This is a genomic window from Pedobacter ginsenosidimutans, assembly GCF_001442625.1.
Taxonomy (GTDB): domain Bacteria; phylum Bacteroidota; class Bacteroidia; order Sphingobacteriales; family Sphingobacteriaceae; genus Pedobacter; species Pedobacter ginsenosidimutans.
The window spans coordinates 146,273-165,672 of the sequence record NZ_LMZQ01000005.1; the positions used below are offsets into that span (position 1 = coordinate 146,273).

Genomic DNA, 19,400 nt, shown 5'->3' on the forward strand with positions numbered 1-19,400 from the left:
GGATCTTCCCTTCAATCCGGTTTATCAAAATTGTTTTGTGCTGCTATTGAGGGCTGCAGGGTGCATAGAACCACCCCTAGACGCTATTTGAATAAGTAAAAATAAAAAACAATTACAGGGTCAGCCAAGCTCATACTCCCTTAAATGTCTTATATGGCAAGAAAAAGATCCTTCACTGCGTTTAGGATGAAAGATTTAATAGAAAAGTCATCATCTCGATCCGATAGCTATCGGATGTAGCGCGGCGAAATGGAGAGATCTATATAGACAGATTTAGCTTCGCTGAGCCTTCGGGTTCTCGACTGCGTTGCACCCGATAGCTATCGGGTCCGCTCGAAATGACGATTCGCATGAGGGTACTCATCTCCCGAAAAAATATTGCACTATTCAACTCCCAACAACACACCCGAAACATTCCATGCACTTGAGCTCGAACCTTCGGGCTTACCCATCGGGATGGTTACTTTGATGGTATGTGCACCGGCTTTTAAATCGCCTAAACTGATCCATTCGGGATTGGTAACCGTGCCTGGACACCAGTTAGAACGGCTTAAATCTGATGAAGAAAGGCCAGTTTCGAAATTTCCAGAGGCGGGATTCGATAAACGATACGAACCACAGTCCTGTCGCCATGGTGTAAAAGCGAATGTTTCTTTTTCATCCAGCCAGATGGTATTTTTTCTAGGCACAAACTCATCGCCATTTCCCCAGCCGCCGTGACCGGTGGTGATATAGCGCAATTTAGCATCTTTTAGGTCTTTTGCTAAAGTAAAAGAAACTTCCAAACCTTTATCGCTGCTAAACATGGTTGCATATTCTTGTCCAGCCATTTCCATTACATTGGTCGAGTTAAACAAAGGCAAAATCACCTCTTTGCGCTCTTTTTCCCTTCCGCCATTATGCAGTGTAATATTTAAAGAAACTTTATGGCCACCCTTATCATAGTTGCCAATAAAAACGGCTACCCAAACTTCTTTGCCATTTACCAGCGGAAATAATTCTGAAACATCCTGCCTGTAATAAACTTTTTCAGCCCAATTTTTATCCTTTAGTTTTAAAGTATTGTATTTACCCACACCAAAAGGGGTAAAAAATCGCATTAACTCTATAACGGGATTATAATTTGCCGTAGCTACCACACCCTGGTATTTTTTTCCGTTTCCGTTATCATAAACAGGCAAATCTTTAAGTGAATTTTTAAGTGCATCCATTAAACTGATCTGTTTATCGGTTGGGATGATAAATACCGATCCTGTTCTGTCGTAGGCATCACCATTCGATTGTTCGGTTAAATCGACAAAAACATTGGGATTGGACTGAAAATCAGGAAATTTAACTTTTCTCGCAATTACTGTTCCACCCGCAAAACGGAATACAGAATCGTTAGATTGTGGTTTATCTATAAAATTAATCGTTTCGTTATTGAATACATTTAAGGTCGTAAACCTGCTTTTCCAGAGTAAATCTTTATAAGTTAAGCCATCGGTCAGCTTAGTGCTAATTTTAGCTAAATCAATCGGTTTCCATTTTTTAACTTCTTCAATTTTTGTAGCGGTTACAAAACTATTGCCGTTGCGTACCTGCTCCAAAACCAAACCGAGGTTCTGGCCCAAACTGGTTGGTGCAGCTTTAATACCTGCTTCTGTAGTGTACCATAAATCTATTGTATTGGAGTTAACAACAGTGGTGGCCTTTTTACAGGTATAACCCAAAATCATCTTGGTTTCGTTGCTCAACTCAAAAGTTTGCTTGGCAATTGCAAGACTATCGGCAGTTGCAATCTGCTTATCCGTACCTAAATCGGCAACCTGAAACAAAATCTGTGCTGGTTTGGTAGCAATGCTCTGTTCATAAGGATATTTTGCTTTATGATCAAGAATAGCGGCATTACTGATTAAATTCTGATTTGTTGAAACAATTACCTCAGTTGGATTACGGTCTTCCTTGGGTTTTCCATCAGCGGAGCGGAAGTAAGTTATCTTATAAACAACATTACTTTTGAGTACGCCCTGGGCTTGCAGGTTAAAAGAAATAAAAATGGAGAAAATAAGGATGTAGAGGTGTTTCATTGTGGTTAAAAGACCAAATATAATCAATACTTATTAACTTGAGTTAGTTTAGTAATTGGGATAGTTGGAAGAAGAAACCCCTATCCCCCTATCGGCACCTTTCCCTGAAGGGAAAGGACTAAAAATAAAAATATTGCTATTACTTTTCCCCGCCATACTATCTACACATGCTATCCGGCATAGCAGATTTTCTTAGGAAAAAGCACGAAAAGCTGTGCAAACACCTTCATACTCCACAGCACAAGGCAGAATCAAGCAGGTGCGTTAGGGATGAGTGAAACGGAGAGCCTAGATACTGCCACAATTAAGATTTTCGCAGATTTTTACAAGAAAAGGTGCAAGCCTTGATTTTTGGCTACCTTTTTATCAAGAAAAAGGGAGGAGCCTCTTCGGCGGCGGTGAGCCGAGGCAAGCCCGAGCCTGGGACAAGAAATAGCAAGCGCTTTAAGGTTCCCGCCTGCGCGGGAAGGACGACCGTATTATAACCACCACCTAACCTCTTGTACACCCTCATCAAACGAATACCTGCACGCATCAATTGGCACTGCAAATTATTGATTACCAATTGAAAATTACCTATCGTTCCAACCGATCCTCTACAAAAGCAAAAGGCAGTAAACTCTTTACACTGGGCACTTTTAATACTTCTCCGTTTAAGCAGTAAAAAATCACTTCAATCGGTGTATTTTGCTTGCGCTCAAACTCTGCCATCACCTGCAAACAGCCTCCGCAAGAAGTAACGGGTTTTAAAATCTCAAAATTATCCGTTTGGGCAGTAATAGCCATACTTTCAATAACTGCGTCTGGATAGGTAGCGCCAATGGTAAAAAGGGCAACACGCTCTGCACAAAGTCCTGATGGGTAGGCTAAATTTTCCTGGTTGCTTCCTAATACCGTTTCGCCAGAGGCCAAACGGATTGCCGTACCAACCCTAAATTTAGAATAAGGAGAATATGAAGTATTTAAAGCCTTTGCTGCAAGTTCGCAAAGCGTTCTATCTGCCAATGTTAATTCTGTAATACTTTCGTATTGTTCAAAAGTTATATTTAGATTTATTGAATTCATTTGTAACTAATTAGGAAACCGCCAATATTAAATTTTTATAGCGGGCGAACAATTTAAGTTATTTTTTGTATTATTTAGTAAAACATGCCTTAAAATTAATTTTAATGGCATGCTTTTGGCATTTATCAAACACCAAACACGCTTAGTTTTGAATAAATACGTACGCAAAAGTCTAAAAATTTTATTGTGGGTAATTGCTTCCATCATCATTCTGGTTGTTGGTTTGGCGCTATCTTTAAATATTCCGGCAGTTCAGAATTTTGTTAAAAACAAAGCCATAAACTACCTTAAAAACAAAACCAAAACAGAAGTAAGTTTAGAGAGCATTAAAATTGCACTGCCAAAAGATGTTGTTTTAAATAAATTTTATATCGAAGACCGTAAAGGCGATACCTTATTATATGCCGAAAAACTTGCGGTTGATATCAGCTTATTCAAACTGTTAAAAAATACCGTCGAGATCAATAATATTGAACTAAAAAATGTACGCGCCAATGTAAGACGCATCACTCCCGATACAACATTTAATTTTTCATTTCTGGTTGATGCCTTTGCAAGCGATCAGAAAAAACCCGAAGAAAAAGTAAAAAAAGATACCACCTCTACCCTTAAATTCTCGGTCGATAAAGTTTCATTTGAAGATATAGGCATCAACTATCGTGATGACGTAGCGGGTAACGATGTAAAAGTATATTTGGGTGCGTTTAAAACCAAAATCAAAGATTTCGATTTAGCCAATCAGCACTACGTAATTAAAGAATTAAGTTTAGTGAACACTTCTTTACGTTACCTGCAGCAAAAACCACTTGTCCACCTGGTGCAGCACATTACAAACAGTGTTGATAGCAGCGAGAAAGAACAGGGCAAACTGCCATTAATAGAAGTGCAGAACTTCATTTTTAGTAAGGTAAAGGTAAATTACGACGATCAGCTATCCACTACCAAAGCTGTTGCCGATGTAAACGATCTGGGCCTGGTAAATCTGAAAGTAGATTTAACCAATAGTAAATATTCGGTTGATGATGCACATTTAAATAAATCGAATATCCTTTTTGCTTTCAAACCTGCTCCAAGCAACGATTTAAAGAAAGTTAAAGATACCGTAGTTCCCGAAAAATCGCCTTTGGGTCTGATCATCAAAAACATCAGTTTAGCGGATAACAATTTACAGTTCGACAATCTTGGGGCAAAACCTGCTATCAAAGGCATGGACTTTAATCACCTAAAAATTAACCAGCTCAATTTAGGTGCCAGTGATGTAAGTTATAGCGCCGCTGGTATAAAAGCCAATGTTAAAAATGGATCGTTAAAAGAAAAAAGCGGTTTTATGCTGGATCAATTGAGAGGCAATGCGGTGTATAACGACAAACAGATCAAACTGAGCAATTTTATTTTAAAAACGCCCAACACCTCAATTGAAAATGCTACAGAGCTAAATTTTACTTCAATGGAGGATTTAACCAAACATCCTGAACGCGTAAAACTGAATCTGGCTTTTAAAAACACCACCATCGGTTTAAAAGATGCTGGCTTTTTCAGCGATGCTGTTCCAGCAAATTATCGCAACGAAAAAATAAAACTGACTGCTGATGTTAATGGCTATCTGAATAACCTGAATATCCCAAAACTGCAGATCAGTGGGTTAAAAAATACGCAGATAGATATTAGTGGAAAAGCGAAAGGTCTACCCGATATCAAAAAAACCTATCTCGATTTAAATATTAAAAAGTTTCATCTAACCAAAGGAGATATTTTGGTGGTAGTACCCAAAAAATCTCTTCCACCTACAATCGAATTGCCAAATGTAGTTGATGCGAAAGGCAACTTTAAGGGTTCAATGACCGATTTCAACACTAACCTGAACATCAACACCGATATGGGTGGAGCGGTTTTGGTAGCAGGAATGAAAGGGCCAAAAGGCAAAGAAAGTTATAAGGCCGACATTAACTTAAACAACTTTAACGTTGGCAGGCTATTAAAAATGCAACCTAAACTGGGTAGAATTTCCGTTAAAGCAAATGTTGCAGGAACAGGGCTCGATCCTAAAAAGATTAATGCAAAGTTTAACGCAAAGGTAATTAGTGCTTATTATAACAAATATACCTACCGAAATTTAAGCCTTGCCGGAAATTACAGCAACCAGCATATCAGCATCAAGAGTAGCATGCCCGATAGCAATGCCAACTTTAATCTAGATGCTAAAGTGAATCTGGCAGGTAAATATCCTGCTGTAAAAGCCGACTTAAACTTAAAGCAGGTAAACCTGCAGGCATTAAACTTTAGTCCAACGGTATTAAGTGCAGCAGGTATAGTTAAAGTAGACCTCGCTACCGCCGATGCTGATTATTTAAATGGATCGGTTGATATTACGGGCTTACAATTGGTAAAAGACAAACAAAAAATCAACGTAGATACGATTTCCATCCGGGCTAAATCAACCGCGACAGAAAACGAGCTGACCTTAAAATCTGAAATACTATCAGCAAAAATTGATGGCAAGTACCAGCTGACTAAAGTAAGTGATGCCATCATCAATGAAATTAATAAATATTATGCTTTTGGCACTGTAACTAAAGTTCCAGATCAACGCTTAAGGTTTTTTGTACAGGTTTACGATTCTAAATTGTTAAAGGAGTTTGTACCCGAATTAACGGTATTCAAGCAATCGCAGTTTTATGGATTGATCGATACGCAAAAAGATAGCCTTCAGATTAAAGGCAATTTCCCACAGGTGGTGTATGGCGATTTTAAGGTAGATACCACCGTGTTAAACATCAATAATGACAACAATAAACTGGCTTATAGTTTAACGGTTAAAAGTCTCCAAAGCCCGGCTATTGCACTCTTTAATACAGAAGTAAGTGGCGATGCTTCAAATAATAATTTAGGCGTTAACATCTTCCTGCGCGATAGGCAACTTAAAAATAAATATGTAATTGGTGGTACTTTCCAATCGATCAATAAGGATTTCAAATTCACTTTAGATCCGCAAAAACTATTGCTCGATTATCAAAAATGGGTGGTTTCGCAAGATAATTACATCCAGTTTGGTGCATCAGGCATCTTGGTTAACCAGTTCCAGATTAGTAACAGCGGTCAATCGCTTTCCATCAATAGTAATCCTACCGAACCTAATGCGCCCTTGGCAGTAGAATTTAAAGATTTCCAGTTAGAAACCTTAACCAAATTTGCAGAAACCGATACCACTTTGGTTGGTGGCCGTTTAAATGGAACTGCAAACGTTAAAGATTTAGCCAGCACACCAAAATTCGAGGCAAATTTAACCATCGATCAGCTGCGTTATCTAAAAGATCAACTGGGCACTTTACGCCTGGCTGTAAACAACAATACCGAAAATGCTTTCGAGGTAAATGTTGCTTTAACCGGTGTACACGAGTTAAGGGTTAACGGATTTTATTATACCGCACCCGAAAGCGCTTTAGACCTTACGGTAAACATCGATAAGATTGAAATGAAGAACATCGAAAGCTTATCTGCCGGCCAGCTTAAACGTGGTACCGGCACCTTAACAGGTGCGTTAACGGTTAAAGGTGCACTAACGGCTCCGAAAATACTGGGCGATTTAACTTTCAACAATGCAGGCTTTAATGTGGCTTATGTAAATTCATATTTCCGCATGCCTAACGAAAAGATTTCATTCACAAACGAAGGCATCAGTTTTAATAATTTTACACTTCTTGATTCCTTAAATCAAAAAGCAACCATCAACGGAAAAGTTTACACCACCGATTTTAAAAACTACCGTTTCGGTTTAGATATCCGAACGAACAATTTCAGAGCAATCAATTCTACTGCAGCCGATAATGACATGATTTATGGAACGGTATTTTTAACCAGCAACATCAAAGTACGCGGAGATTTAAACCAACCCGATGTGAACATGAACATTAATGTGAACAAAGGCACAAAATTCTTCTTCGCTTTGCCTTCAAGTGATCCATCGATTATTGATCAGGAAGGTATAGTACAGTTTATTGATGCCGACGCACCACCTTTTAATGGACAGAAAGCATTGAAAGTTGATAGCATCAGTAAATCACCTATTAAAGGATTAAACCTCGTAGCGGCTGTAAAAGTAGATCCAGAAGCAGAATTGAATGTTGTTGTAGATCCATCTACTGGTGATAATTTAAAAGTTAGGGGTGATGCAGACTTAAACGTAACGATGGACCCTAGCGGGAAAATCAGCATGACCGGTCGTTATGAAATAGTTGATGGTTCATACAATTTAACGCTGGCTGTTGTAAAAAAAGAATTTAAGCTCGTTAAAGGCAGTACCATTGTCTGGACAGGTGAACCTACTTCTGCTACTGCAAATATTACGGCTTTATACGAAGTTAACGCTGCTCCTATTGATCTGTTAAACCAGCCGGATCTTTACGAGGCGAGAACAAAATTACCTTTCCAGGTTTATCTGATGATAAAAGGCGAATTATTAAAGCCAACCATTTCATTTAAACTCGATTTACCTGAAAATGAGCGTGGTGCTTTAAGTGGTCAGGTTTATACCAAATTGATTAATGTAAACCGCGATGAAAGTGAGTTGAACAAACAGGTTCTTTCTTTACTTGCCTTAAACCGGTTCATTGCCAATAACCCTTTCCAAAGTTTGGCCGGCGGTGGTGGTGTTTCTACCCTTGCCCGTTCGAGTGTAAGTAAACTGTTAACTGAACAGTTGAATAATTTAACCTCCGATTTAATTCAGGGCGTTGATCTTAACTTCGGTGTAAATTCATCTGAAGATTATTCAACAGGTTCGATGCAGCAAAAAACAGATCTGGAGGTTGGCTTATCAAAAAAACTGCTAAACGATAGGTTAACCGTTAGCGTAGGAAGCTCTTTTGCTTTAGAAGGGCCACAAGCACCAGGAGAAAAATCGACCAATATTGCTGGAAACGTAAACGTAGAATATGCACTTTCTGCCGATGGACGGTACCGTTTAAGGGCCTACCGCCGAAACCAGAACGATATGATTATACAGGGACAGATTGTTGAAACAGGCTTAGGCTTTACCCTGGTAGTAGATTATAATAAGTTTAGAGAGATTTTTCAAAAGAAAAGAATCAGAAGAATAAGAAACATTGAACAGAAAGCACAAGATGAGAAAACTAACTAGACCGCTTTTATTTTTATTGGCCTGTTTAGTTTGGGCCGCCTGCAGCAGTACCAAATCGTTAAAACCAGGACAGATTTTGTATACCGGTGCTGAAGTAAAAATCAATCCAGACTCATCAGGGAAAATTGACAATGAAAAACAGGTTAAAACCGATCTTGAAGCTAAAACAAGACCACGCCCCAATAAGTCGATTTTGGGTATAAAATATAAGCTCGGCATTTACAATCTTGCCGGCGAACCTAAAAAGCCAAAAGGCTTTAGAAACTGGTTGCGCAGACAAGGCGAACCGCCTGTGTTATTGAACGATGTAAAGCTGAAATACAACAATGATGTATTATCCAGTTACCTCATTAGCGAAGGCTATTTACAGGCAACTGTTACCGGCGATACCGTTATTAAGGAAAAAAAAGGTAAGGCCATCTATACTGCAGTTACCGGACAACGCTATAAAATCAACAAGATTAATTTCCCTCCGGATACCGGGGTGCTTACCAAGATCATCAATGCCAACAAAGACAAAACCTTGCTAAAAGTTGGCGATTATTATGACATCGATACCTACAAAAATGAACGGATCAGAATTGATAACGACTTAAAAGAAAATGGCTATTTCTATTTCAGTCCTGATTATTTAATTATGCAGGTAGATAGTACCATCGGTAAAAACCTGGTTAATGTTTCGGTTAAGGTAAAAGACATTGCGCCTGATGCAGGTTTAAAACCTTATACCATTAAAAACATTAACATCTACCCTAACTATTCCTTAAGGAGAGATAGCACATTAAGAAAACTGAAACCGTTGCAGTATAACGATTTCAATATATACGATGACCGAAACACCTTTAAACCAAGGCTTTTCGACCGCTTGGTATTCTTTCAAAAAGGCGAACCTTATAACCGTAAAGACCATAACCAATCGTTAAACCGAATGGTAAATGTGGGTGCCTTTCAAGATGTAAGGGCCGAATTTTTACCCGTTGATAGTTTCAAAAACAATCAGCTCGATTTGAATATCTATTTAACACCTTTAAAGAAAAACTCACTTACCTTTTCTGTTACCGGAACAAGTAAATCAAACAATTTCGTTGGCTCAGAGGTAAAAGTAACACAAACCACCAGAAACTTGTTTAGAAATGCAGAACAATTAGATTTGAGTGTTAGTGGTGGCTTTGAAACCCAAACTAAAGGAACCTCGCTAGGCAAAAACTCTTTATCGTTAACTGCCGAAGGAAAACTGACCTTCCCGAGGTTTATTGTTCCCTTTTACAAACCGAATAGTACCAATGCTTTCATCCCGAAAACCATTGCCTCGCTTTCTTACCAGATGCTTAACCGTGGTTCTGAATATACATTACATGCTTTTAAAGGGCAATATGGTTACAACTTTAAAGAGAATTTATACAAAGAGCATAATTTCAACCCGATATCGATAAGTTATGTTTCTACTTCTTTCCCTTCTGATAGTGTAGAACGTAAAATATATGAACAAAACCCATTGTTAAGAACCACCTTAGAAAGCCAGTTTATTATTGGCAGTAACTATAATTTCACTTATACCAACCAGATGGAAGATAGCCGGAGAAATAATACCTATTTCTTTGGAGGGTTAGAAACCGGTGGTAATGTTTGGGGGCTGTTTACCCCAAAAGATGAAAATGGCCAACGATCTATCTTTAACAGACCATTAACGCAATTTATCAGGGTAGAAGCCGATTTAAGGGATTATTATAAAATCACCAGAAACTTAATCTGGGCAAACAGGCTAAACTTAGGTTATGGTTATGCTTACGGCAACTCTACCTCACTCCCATTTGTTAAGCAGTTTTTTGCAGGCGGCAGTAACGATATCAGAGCCTTTCCGGCCAGAACTTTAGGTCCAGGTACTTATAAGGTTCCTGATGATGCTATTTTTGCCGATCAGGGTGGTGATATTAAGTTAATGCTCAACTCAGAACTGCGTTTTAAAATAGTGAGTGTACTTTATGGGGCATTGTTTGTAGATGCCGGAAATATCTGGCTGAGGAAAGAAGATCTTGGAGAACCTGGCAAACCTGAGACGGCAAGACTTGGATCTGGTTTTAAGCTAAAAAATGCTTTTAACGAGCTGGCAGTGGGTACTGGTGCAGGCTTACGGGTAGATGTAAGCATCTTCGTAGTCCGCTTAGATGTGGCCTTCCCGGTACGTAAACCTTACCTGCCGGAAGGACAGAGATGGGTATTCGATGATATCGCTTTCGGTAATAAAGACTGGCGTAAACAGAATTTAATTTTTAACATTGGGATAGGATATCCGTTTTAATTTTTCAATGAGAGTAATTCATAAGATCAAACATTTCTTTATTGCGCTTTATCATCTTTTCGTTGCTGCCGGGAAAGGTTTTATGGAAGATAGGGTAACTAAATTAAGTGCTTCGCTTGCCTATTACACCATTTTTTCACTTACGCCACTCATCATTATCATGCTATCTGCCGCTACCCTATTTTTTGGCGATAAAAGAAATGAGGAAACAAGAGGTCAGTTTTATGGGCAGGTTACCAAAATGGTTGGCAAAGAGGCGGCTACACAAATCCAAGGTTTTGTAGAACATGCAAACAAATCCGGGCAATCTACCATTGGTTTAATTATTGGGATTTGTACATTGATTATTGGTTCAACCGCTATTTTTATTGAGATACAAGATAGTATCAACATGATCTGGAAAGTAAAGGCTGTGCCCAAAAAAGGCTGGATAAAAATGCTTTCTAACAGGTTATTGTCTTTCTCTTTAATTGTTTCGATGGGCTTTCTGTTGCTTGTTTCACTAGTAGTTAACACTGTAGTAGTTGGTTTGGGTTCTAAATTGGCCAACCTGCTTTCGCAAAGTAAGATAGATGAAGTAATCCCCGTTGCAAACGATACAATGGCCATTCTAATTTATATTTTAAACAATGTAATAACCCTTGCTGCCGTTACAGCGGTATTTGCTGTTATATTTAAGGTATTACCCGATGTTATCATCCGATGGAAATCGGCCATAATCGGTGCTTTATTTACTGCTGTTCTCTTTAGTTTAGGTAAATACCTGATCGGGATTTATATCGAAAAAGGTAATCCGGGCTCAGCCTTTGGCGCAGCCAGTTCCATCATTGTGATTTTATTATGGATTTATTATACCTCGATAATACTCTACTTCGGTGCCGAGTTTACACAGGCCTATGCGGAAAAGTACGATAATGGGATCTCACCTAGTAAATATGCCGTATTTACAAAAATTACTATCGTAGAGAAAAAGGTAGATGTATTGCCACCACAACACCCTGAAGATACGGTGAATGTACCTAAAGAATAAGTCGGTCGTCATCCTGAACTTGTTTCAGGATCTTTCCAACACGTAATCGTCATTCCCGCACATGCAGAATCTTAAAGCTATAAACTATAAAACGGTTATAACCAAGAAAATCACACCTTAAAACCTTGACTTCCTTTTTATAGATAAATCTGGTTCATGGAGACATGAACCAAAGCATAACAAGATAGATGCTGAAACAAGTTCAGCAAGACGCCACGATTGATTTAACCGCAAGCATTCAAATGCGATTGTCATCCTGAGCGGAGTCGAAGGACCTTTTTTATGCTACTTCTTCAGTAATCACTTTAGGTTCTTCAGTTACCTCATCCTTCTCTACCCTTAGGTTACGGATAATGTGCTGTTGCCTATCAGGCGTATTTTTACCCATATAATATTCCAGCAAACTTTTAATCGTTTGATCTTTCAAAATAACGGGGTCTAACCTGATATCTTTCCCGATAAACAAACCAAATTCATCCGGAGAAATTTCCCCTAAACCTTTAAATCGGGTAATTTCTGGTTTATTGCCCAGTTTTTCAATGGCGTTTTTACGTTCTTCGTCACTGTAGCAATAAATCGTTTCCTTTTTATTCCGAACTCTGAAAAGCGGCGTTTGTAAAATGTAAACATGGCCTGCCTTTACCAGATCGGGAAAAAACTGAAGGAAGAAAGTCATCATCAACAAACGGATGTGCATACCATCCACATCGGCATCTGTTGCAATTACAATATTGTTATAATGAAGCCCCTCTAAACCATCTTCAATATTTAAAGCGTGTTGTAACAGGTTAAATTCTTCATTTTCGTAAACCACCTTTTTGGTAAGCTCATAACAGTTAAGCGGCTTACCTTTTAAACTAAACACCGCCTGACAGTCAACATCGCGTGATTTCGTAATCGAACCCGATGCCGAATCCCCCTCGGTAATAAACAAGGTAGTTTCATAACGTTTCTCGTGCGTGGTGTTAAAATGCACTTTACAATCGCGCAGTTTTTTATTGTGTAAAGATGCCTTTTTCGCCCTATCGTTTGCCAGTTTTTTAATCCCCGCAATATCTTTACGCTCCCTTTCTGATTGGAGAATTCTTTTCTCTAGTGCATCAGCAACCTCTTTGTTCTTATGCAGATAATCATCCAATTCTTTTTTAACAAAATCGTTGATAAAAGTAGCTACGGATGGGCCTTCCGGCCCCATGTTCTGTGAGCCCAGTTTTGTTTTGGTCTGCGATTCGAAAACTGGCTCCTGTACACGCACAGAAATTGCTGCTATAATGGATGAACGAACATCGGCCGCATCAAACTCTTTTTTGAAAAACTCCCGAACGGTTTTCACTACCGCAGCCCTAAAGGCCGCCTGGTGTGTACCACCCTGTGTGGTGTGCTGTCCGTTTACAAACGAATGGTAATCTTCGCCATATTGCTGGCCGTGAGTCATTGCAATTTCGATATCAGGCCCAATCATATGGATAATCGGGTAACGGATTTCTTCTGGCTTATTAAATTTAGAAAGCAGATCATAAAGACCTCTTTCTGAAAAATATTTCTGATTATTAAAATTTACGGTTAAGCCTGTATTTAAGAACACATAGTTCCAAACCATACTCTCTACAAAATCAGGGATATAGTGGTAGTTCCTGAAAATGGTTTCGTCAGGATAAAAAGTAATCGCAGTACCGTTGCGTTGAGTGGTATCGATAATTGGCTGCTCATTTACAATTTCTCCTTTAGAAAATTCTACTTTTTTCGTTTTTCCATCACGGTACGACTGCACCATAAAACTAGTAGAAAGTGCATTTACAGCCTTAGTACCTACCCCATTTAAACCAACAGATTTCTGGAAAGCATTGCTATCGTATTTACCACCAGTATTGATCTTGCTTACACAATCGATTACCTTGCCCAATGGAATGCCACGACCGTAATCACGTATATTTACCTTTTGTTCGGAAACAGTAATTTCGATGGTCTTTCCGGTGCCCATTACAAACTCATCGATAGAGTTATCTACAATTTCTTTTAGCAAAACGTAAATACCATCGTCCTGCGCAGAACCATCGCCAAGTTTACCAATGTACATCCCCGGACGAAGCCTGATGTGCTCTTTCCAATCTAATGAACGGATACTGTCGTCGTTATAAATTACTTCTGCCATACTGTATTTATCTGTTCTTCAATGAAAAACCCTGCATTTTTTGGTTTGCAAAGCGATGAAGAATTTGTAGAAATAACCCTGATGATTGAAATAAAAATATTTTTAAATACGTTCTTCAGAATTATTATACAATAATAGATTTATTCTGTGAGGCTCGCAAAAGAAAATTTCCACATGTAAACAGTGAGTCGTATAGGGTGATGGTTCATTGTCTTTTTGTCAATAGCCTGATAGGTCAATGGCTCATGGTCAATAGGCTTATGGGCTATCAACCATTAGCGATCAAACTATGATCCATTTTTCCACATCTGCAGAAACTGATTACACCAAATTCAATAGCCCTCATTCAATCATTCTCTCACTCAATCATTCAAATTTCCCTATCTTCAACCCAATATTCATAATTCTATTTAATGCAACAAAAGAAGCAACTTTCGCTATTCGATTTATCCATGATTGTGGTGAGTTTAGTTATTGGCATGGGCGTTTTCCGTACTCCTGTAAACGTAGCAGCTAAGGCACAAATTCCCGAACTGTTTTATTTGGCCTGGTTTATTGGTGGTTTTGTAGCCTTTTGTGGTGCGTTAACTTATGCCGAAATTGGTTCCCGCTTTCCGGTAACAGGAGGATACTATAAAATATTTTCAGCAGCCTATCACCCATCCATTGCTTTTGCCATTAACTGTATTGTGATTATTTCGAGTGCGGCATCTGTAGCAGCTATTTCGATTATTGGGGCAGAATACCTGAGTAAAATTATTTTACCTGTTGATAAACAGAATGAAACCTATCGGGTAGCCATAGCCATTACTACCATTTTGGTATTTTATTTTATTAATCTACTAGGCTTACGAGCAAGTTCTAAAACACAGAATGTATTAACGGTAATTAAAATCGGAATGATTTTAACACTCATCTGCGCTGTATTTTTCGGCGGACAAACACAAACCGTTACTCCAATTTTTAAAACAGCAACTAGTGCTTTACCAACCTGGTCTGATTATGGGAAAGCACTAGGTTTATGTTTAATTGCGGTTTCTTTTTCTTATGCAGGTTATGCGCAAACCATCAACTTTGGTGGCGAAGTTAAAGAAGCCAAAAAAGTAATTCCACGTTCAATTATTATCGGTTTAACCATTATTGTAATTCTTTATTTAGCCATCAACTATGTGTATGTAAAGGTGATCGGTTTTGAAGAATTAAAATCGGCAGAAAGCATAGCCGCTATATTGGCTTCGAAGATATTTGGCCCTGCCGGATTTAATGCACTTTCTGTAATTATCTTTTTCTCGGTAATGGGTTATGTAAACGTAAACCTGCTGAGCAACCCAAGGGCGATGTTTGCCATGGGCGAAGAAGGTGCGCTACCAAAAATATTTAGCAGGATGAACAAAAAAACAGAGGTTATTACCATTAGTTTAACGGTTTTTACATTAATTGCTGTGGTAATTATTTTTTATGCCAAAACCTTCGACAAGATTTTAAACTATACTATTTTCTTAGAAAGCATTAGTATGGCCAGTTCGGCAGCAACGATTTTCATCCTTAGAAAAAGAACGGCAAATCTTGATAAAAAAACCATCTATACTGTTCCTTTATATCCTATATTGCCTATCATATTTATTGCCGCTTATACTTTTGTTGCCTTTAGCATTTACGCTGATGATCAAAATGCGGCATTGAACGGATTATTTATTTTTGTAGGCTTTCTGGTAATCTATTTTGTGAGCAGGTGGTTTAATAAAAAATAGCAAACTGGGTATTCAAACCTCACAAGTTTTTGAAACCTGTGAGGTTTAGAAACAACTTTAAAAATTTTAATGAACAAAACACTCTCTTTAAAACAAGAAATTGCTTATGCTGCAGGTATGATTGGTTGGAGCACGATGACAAATATTATCATCGTAATGCTTCCCTTTTTCTATTTGCCCCCAAGCAACGCTGGTTTACCTCCTTTGGTACCACAACTTGTTTTATTGGGTGCGTTTAATATCCTTTCTATTATTGCCGCTTCAGGAAGATTGGTAGATGCCATTTACGATCCGTTTATTGCGTCTAAAAGCGATGCATGCACCAATAAAAACGGTCGCAGGATGCCCTTTATGAAATGGGCAATTGTTCCTGCTATGCTTTTTTGCGGACTGGTTTTCTACCCAATACAAAAGACTGAGAGCCTGCATAATGCCTGGTGGTTAACCATAACACTTTGTTTATTTTTTGTATCGGTTACTACCTATATTATTCCTTATAACGCGCTGCTGGCCGAAGTAACCAATACACCAAGGCAAAAAGTTAAGTTGTCCAGCTATCAACAGGTAGGTTTTGTAATCGGAATCATTTTATCGGCCTGTACCAACAACTTTGCCGATCTGGTTGAGGCTCATTTTCATGTAGCCAACCGCAGCGAGGCCATTCAGATTGCCATTTGGGGCTTGTGTATCTTATCCGGACTAGTGATGTTATTGCCGATTTTTTTCATCAACGAAAAAGAATTCTCGGTGGCGAAACCTACCCATGTGCCTTTATGGCCAGCAATTAAAAGCACTTTTAAAAACAGCAATTTTAAATATTACCTGATATCTGATTTCGCTTTTTATACGGCCCTGAGTATTATTTCAAGTGGTTTATTGTTTTTCTGTACCGTTTTATTGGGCCTGCCAGAATCGGAAGGTGGAAAATTTATGGCTGCCATGGTTTTTGCTTCCTTGCTATTTTACCCGCTGGTTAATTTTGGTTCGGCTAAAATCGGCAAAAAACCTTTTGTATTACTTGCCTTTGGCGTGTTGTGCTTAATCTTCGTCACCATTTTCTTTTTAGGCAAATTACCATTTGGTCCACATACACAGATTTACATTTTGGTATTATCCGCATCGTTTCCCTTAGCGGCACTTGGCATTTTACCGACGGCTATTTTGGCCGACATTGCCCAAAGAGATACCTTAGCAACAGGCGAAAACCACGAAGGCATGTTCTTCGCAGTAAAATACCTTTTTGTAAAACTCGGACAAACCTTAGGCATAGCCATTTTCGCCATGCTTACCATTTACGGCAAGGATCCAGGAAACGATTTCGGATTACGATTGAACGGAATTGTAGGTTTCGGGCTTTGTTTAATTGCCCTATTATTTTTTAGCAGGTTTAAAGAGGAGAAATAGTTTGACGTTGAGCGTTTTAAGTTGGAGTCTACACAATCTAATAAATATGAACGAATCACTTGTACAAAAAGACTTAAGGTTTAGGTACAAATCATTTTTAATTACCGAAAAAGGACTTCAGGTTAAACATAAAAGCCTGCTCCGTTCAGGAGAGTACCTGTTGGCCTACGAGAATGTTGGTACAAGAATCTATAAAGATAACAGGGGAATTTATGGACTGCTATTTTCATCAACTTTATTGGGCTTGGTATCGGTATTATTGTACTTGTTAAGAAATGATGGGGAAGGCGTTGATAGCTCGGTGTACTTCTTCTATTTCGGAATATCGATTATACTGTTGATCTTGTTTTTAATCACCTATAAACGGAATTTTTATCTGGTAAAACATGGAAATGTTGATGCTATTGAATTTTTACAAAACAAACCATCACAAGCGGAAGTCAATACCTTTATTGATGTTTTAAAAGCAACAAGAAATACATTTTTGCTCAATAAATATGGCCAGATAAATTTTGGCTTTACCCGCGAAGAAAACTATAAAAACTTAGTGTGGTTAGCCAATAATGAAGTAATCGACAATGTAGAATTTAACAATATGGTGAATAAGCTAAATCTACAAATGCAACAGCAGAATCCGCACAAAATGAACTTTGATTTTAGCTTAAATTAAAGCCAATTATCATTAAAGCCTACAACCGGTTATCTAATTAAGCAAAAATACATGAACGGAGGTAATATTAGCTACTACCATTCCGCTCATGTGTCTTATTTACAACCTAATATCCCGGACTTTGTTTTAATGCCCCTTTACTCCTATCAATCTGATCCTGAGGTAAAGGGAAATAATCATCCCTGGCTTCAATGGTAATACCTTTTAGATAATTAAAGTACCCACCTTCAAAAGAAAAATAGCTCTCAAGGGTTTGTTTGGCTATGCCCCAACGCACAAGGTCGAAAAACCGGTGGCCTTCCATTGCCAATTCCAATCTGCGTTCGAAACGCACCGCATTTCTGGCATAGGTATCATTTGGAAAGGACACATACTCACTAACCTTATAAGCTGCAGCAGGCACACCATTTATAGACCGGGGCGTTATTTTAGCTGCCCGGGCCCTAACGGCATTAACCAGTATTAAAGCTCTGCCCAAATCACCTTTTTCCACCGCACATTCTGCCGCCATTAGATAAACATCACCTAAACGGATCAGGTTCACATTTAATCCGGTTACGTTGGTATTACCAGGAGCGGTTCCGCTCGAAATCTGAGCAACATCAACGGTATTCTTAACCGCTAAAAAAGGACCGCCGTTACTGGCATCACGAATCCATGTATCGCCTGGCATTAAACCCCAATCACGATATGGAACACCGCGTCTTCCTATTGTCGATTCAATTCTTGGATCTAAAGGTAAGGTCTTATCTACAGCATAATTTGTTTTATCGGTTCCGATTAATCCATAATCAGATTTATAAGGATTGGTACGGTAGCTGCCGTCCAGTAGTGGTAAACCTACAGCACTTACCTTAAATGAGTTGGCCAAATCTATAGTTGGCTGAAAGAAACCACAACAGTTAATCGGCGCATTACCATACGGAAAGTTAAGCATATCGCCTACATTGCCATTATCACCTCCGGTGCCATCTGTTCCAACGGAATGCTGAACAGACATAATGGTTTCTGGTCCATCTTCTTTGGTGATATCAAAGTTATCTGAATACGGCATATCAATGAGAGATGGTTTTGCCAAAATTACGGCATTTAACAAATCGTAGGCTTCAGGATATTTCTTTTGATATAAAAATACCTTGCCAAGATAAGCCTGAGCAGCATATTTATCTACCCTACCTTTTTGATTTTTTGGTTTGGTTGTGCCTAAATTGGCAACGGCAAACTGAAGATCTTCTACAATATTTGGATAAATATCTTTATCATTCGGAACAAAAGTGCCGCTTGTGGCCTCTGTAATGTATGGCACCACTTTAAATATCCGCACCAGAAAGAAATAATAGTGTGCCCGAAGCAACCTGGTTTCACCCTGAATTTCCTTTGCACGGGCATCGCTAAATTTTGCGGTACCTTTTCCCGCCTGCAGGTTCGCCAAAATTTTAAGGGTATTGTTACAACGCTGTATCCCTTCAAAACACCTGTCCCAGATATTAGATAAATTGTCGTTTGTACTGGTTGGCGCATGCTGTTCTATCGCATTCATTGGTGGCTGATCGCCAATTTCGCTCCCTTTGTGCGCATTATCAGAAGCCACCTCGCCAAATAACCATTGGCTGGGTGCTGCGCCATAATTGCCATAGGTTCCATTTACATTGCCATTGAGTAAACCATAGGCCCCTACCAGCAAACCTTCCACCCCATCTTGCGTAGTAAGCTGGTCTTCTGTTAATTCGCCTTGTGGCTGAAGCGTTAAAAATTCCTTTTTGCAGGAAAACGTACTGCAAATCAATAAGGAAAGAAGGATATATTTTATATGTTTCATTTTG

10 protein-coding genes are annotated in these 19,400 nt (G+C 38.8%); 6 read left to right on the top strand and 4 right to left on the bottom strand.

What is annotated here, in order from left to right:
* Positions 1-383: 383 nt before the first annotated feature.
* Positions 384-2,069, bottom strand: coding sequence for a PNGase F N-terminal domain-containing protein (locus tag ASU31_RS09070; RefSeq protein ID WP_057932029.1), 1,686 nt, complete (start codon positions 2,067-2,069; stop codon positions 384-386).
* Positions 2,070-2,645: 576 nt separating this feature from the next.
* Positions 2,646-3,134 carry a cytidine deaminase gene (locus tag ASU31_RS09080; protein ID WP_057932031.1) on the bottom strand — a complete coding sequence of 163 codons (489 nt, stop codon included), beginning with the start codon at positions 3,132-3,134 and terminating at the stop codon, positions 2,646-2,648.
* 109 nt (positions 3,135-3,243) lie between these two features.
* On the opposite strand from ASU31_RS09080, the gene ASU31_RS09085 reads away from it, so the two are divergent.
* Genes ASU31_RS09085 through ASU31_RS09095 form a run of 3 tightly spaced genes read left to right on the top strand, consistent with a single transcriptional unit; the run spans position 3,244 to position 11,600 of the window.
* Complete coding sequence (locus tag ASU31_RS09085) at positions 3,244-8,271, top strand: translocation/assembly module TamB domain-containing protein (protein WP_245224511.1); 5,028 nt, start codon at positions 3,244-3,246, stop codon at positions 8,269-8,271.
* Positions 8,255-10,570, top strand: a complete 2,316-nt coding sequence (tamL, locus tag ASU31_RS09090; RefSeq protein WP_057932032.1) for a translocation and assembly module lipoprotein TamL — start codon at positions 8,255-8,257, stop codon at positions 10,568-10,570. The genes ASU31_RS09085 and tamL overlap by 17 nt, the downstream gene beginning before the upstream one ends.
* 7 nt (positions 10,571-10,577) lie before the next feature.
* Complete coding sequence (locus ASU31_RS09095; protein WP_057932033.1) at positions 10,578-11,600, top strand: YihY/virulence factor BrkB family protein; 1,023 nt, start codon at positions 10,578-10,580, stop codon at positions 11,598-11,600.
* A 280-nt stretch (positions 11,601-11,880) separates the two neighbouring features.
* Here the strand turns inward: ASU31_RS09095 and ASU31_RS09100 are convergent, their stop codons facing one another.
* Complete coding sequence (locus ASU31_RS09100) at positions 11,881-13,752, bottom strand: DNA topoisomerase IV subunit B (protein WP_057932034.1); 1,872 nt, start codon at positions 13,750-13,752, stop codon at positions 11,881-11,883.
* 413 nt (positions 13,753-14,165) lie between these two features.
* Here ASU31_RS09100 and ASU31_RS09105 point away from each other — a divergent pair, with 413 nt between their 5' ends.
* The 3 genes from ASU31_RS09105 to ASU31_RS09115 all read left to right on the top strand — a co-directional run bounded on the left by ASU31_RS09105 (position 14,166) and on the right by ASU31_RS09115 (position 17,577).
* Complete coding sequence (locus ASU31_RS09105; protein WP_057932035.1) at positions 14,166-15,503, top strand: APC family permease; 1,338 nt, start codon at positions 14,166-14,168, stop codon at positions 15,501-15,503.
* 69 nt (positions 15,504-15,572) lie between these two features.
* Positions 15,573-16,907: an MFS transporter gene (locus ASU31_RS09110; RefSeq protein WP_057932036.1), complete on the top strand. Its 1,335-nt coding sequence runs from the start codon at positions 15,573-15,575 to the stop codon at positions 16,905-16,907.
* A 46-nt stretch (positions 16,908-16,953) separates the two neighbouring features.
* The gene (locus tag ASU31_RS09115; RefSeq protein ID WP_057932037.1) at positions 16,954-17,577 is read left to right on the top strand and encodes a hypothetical protein; all 624 of its coding nucleotides are present in this window, start codon (positions 16,954-16,956) and stop codon (positions 17,575-17,577) included.
* Between the two features lie 106 nt (positions 17,578-17,683).
* Here ASU31_RS09115 and ASU31_RS09120 read toward each other — a convergent pair whose 3' ends face one another.
* Positions 17,684-19,396, bottom strand: coding sequence for a RagB/SusD family nutrient uptake outer membrane protein (locus ASU31_RS09120; protein WP_157257951.1), 1,713 nt, complete (start codon positions 19,394-19,396; stop codon positions 17,684-17,686).
* Positions 19,397-19,400 lie beyond the last annotated feature (4 nt).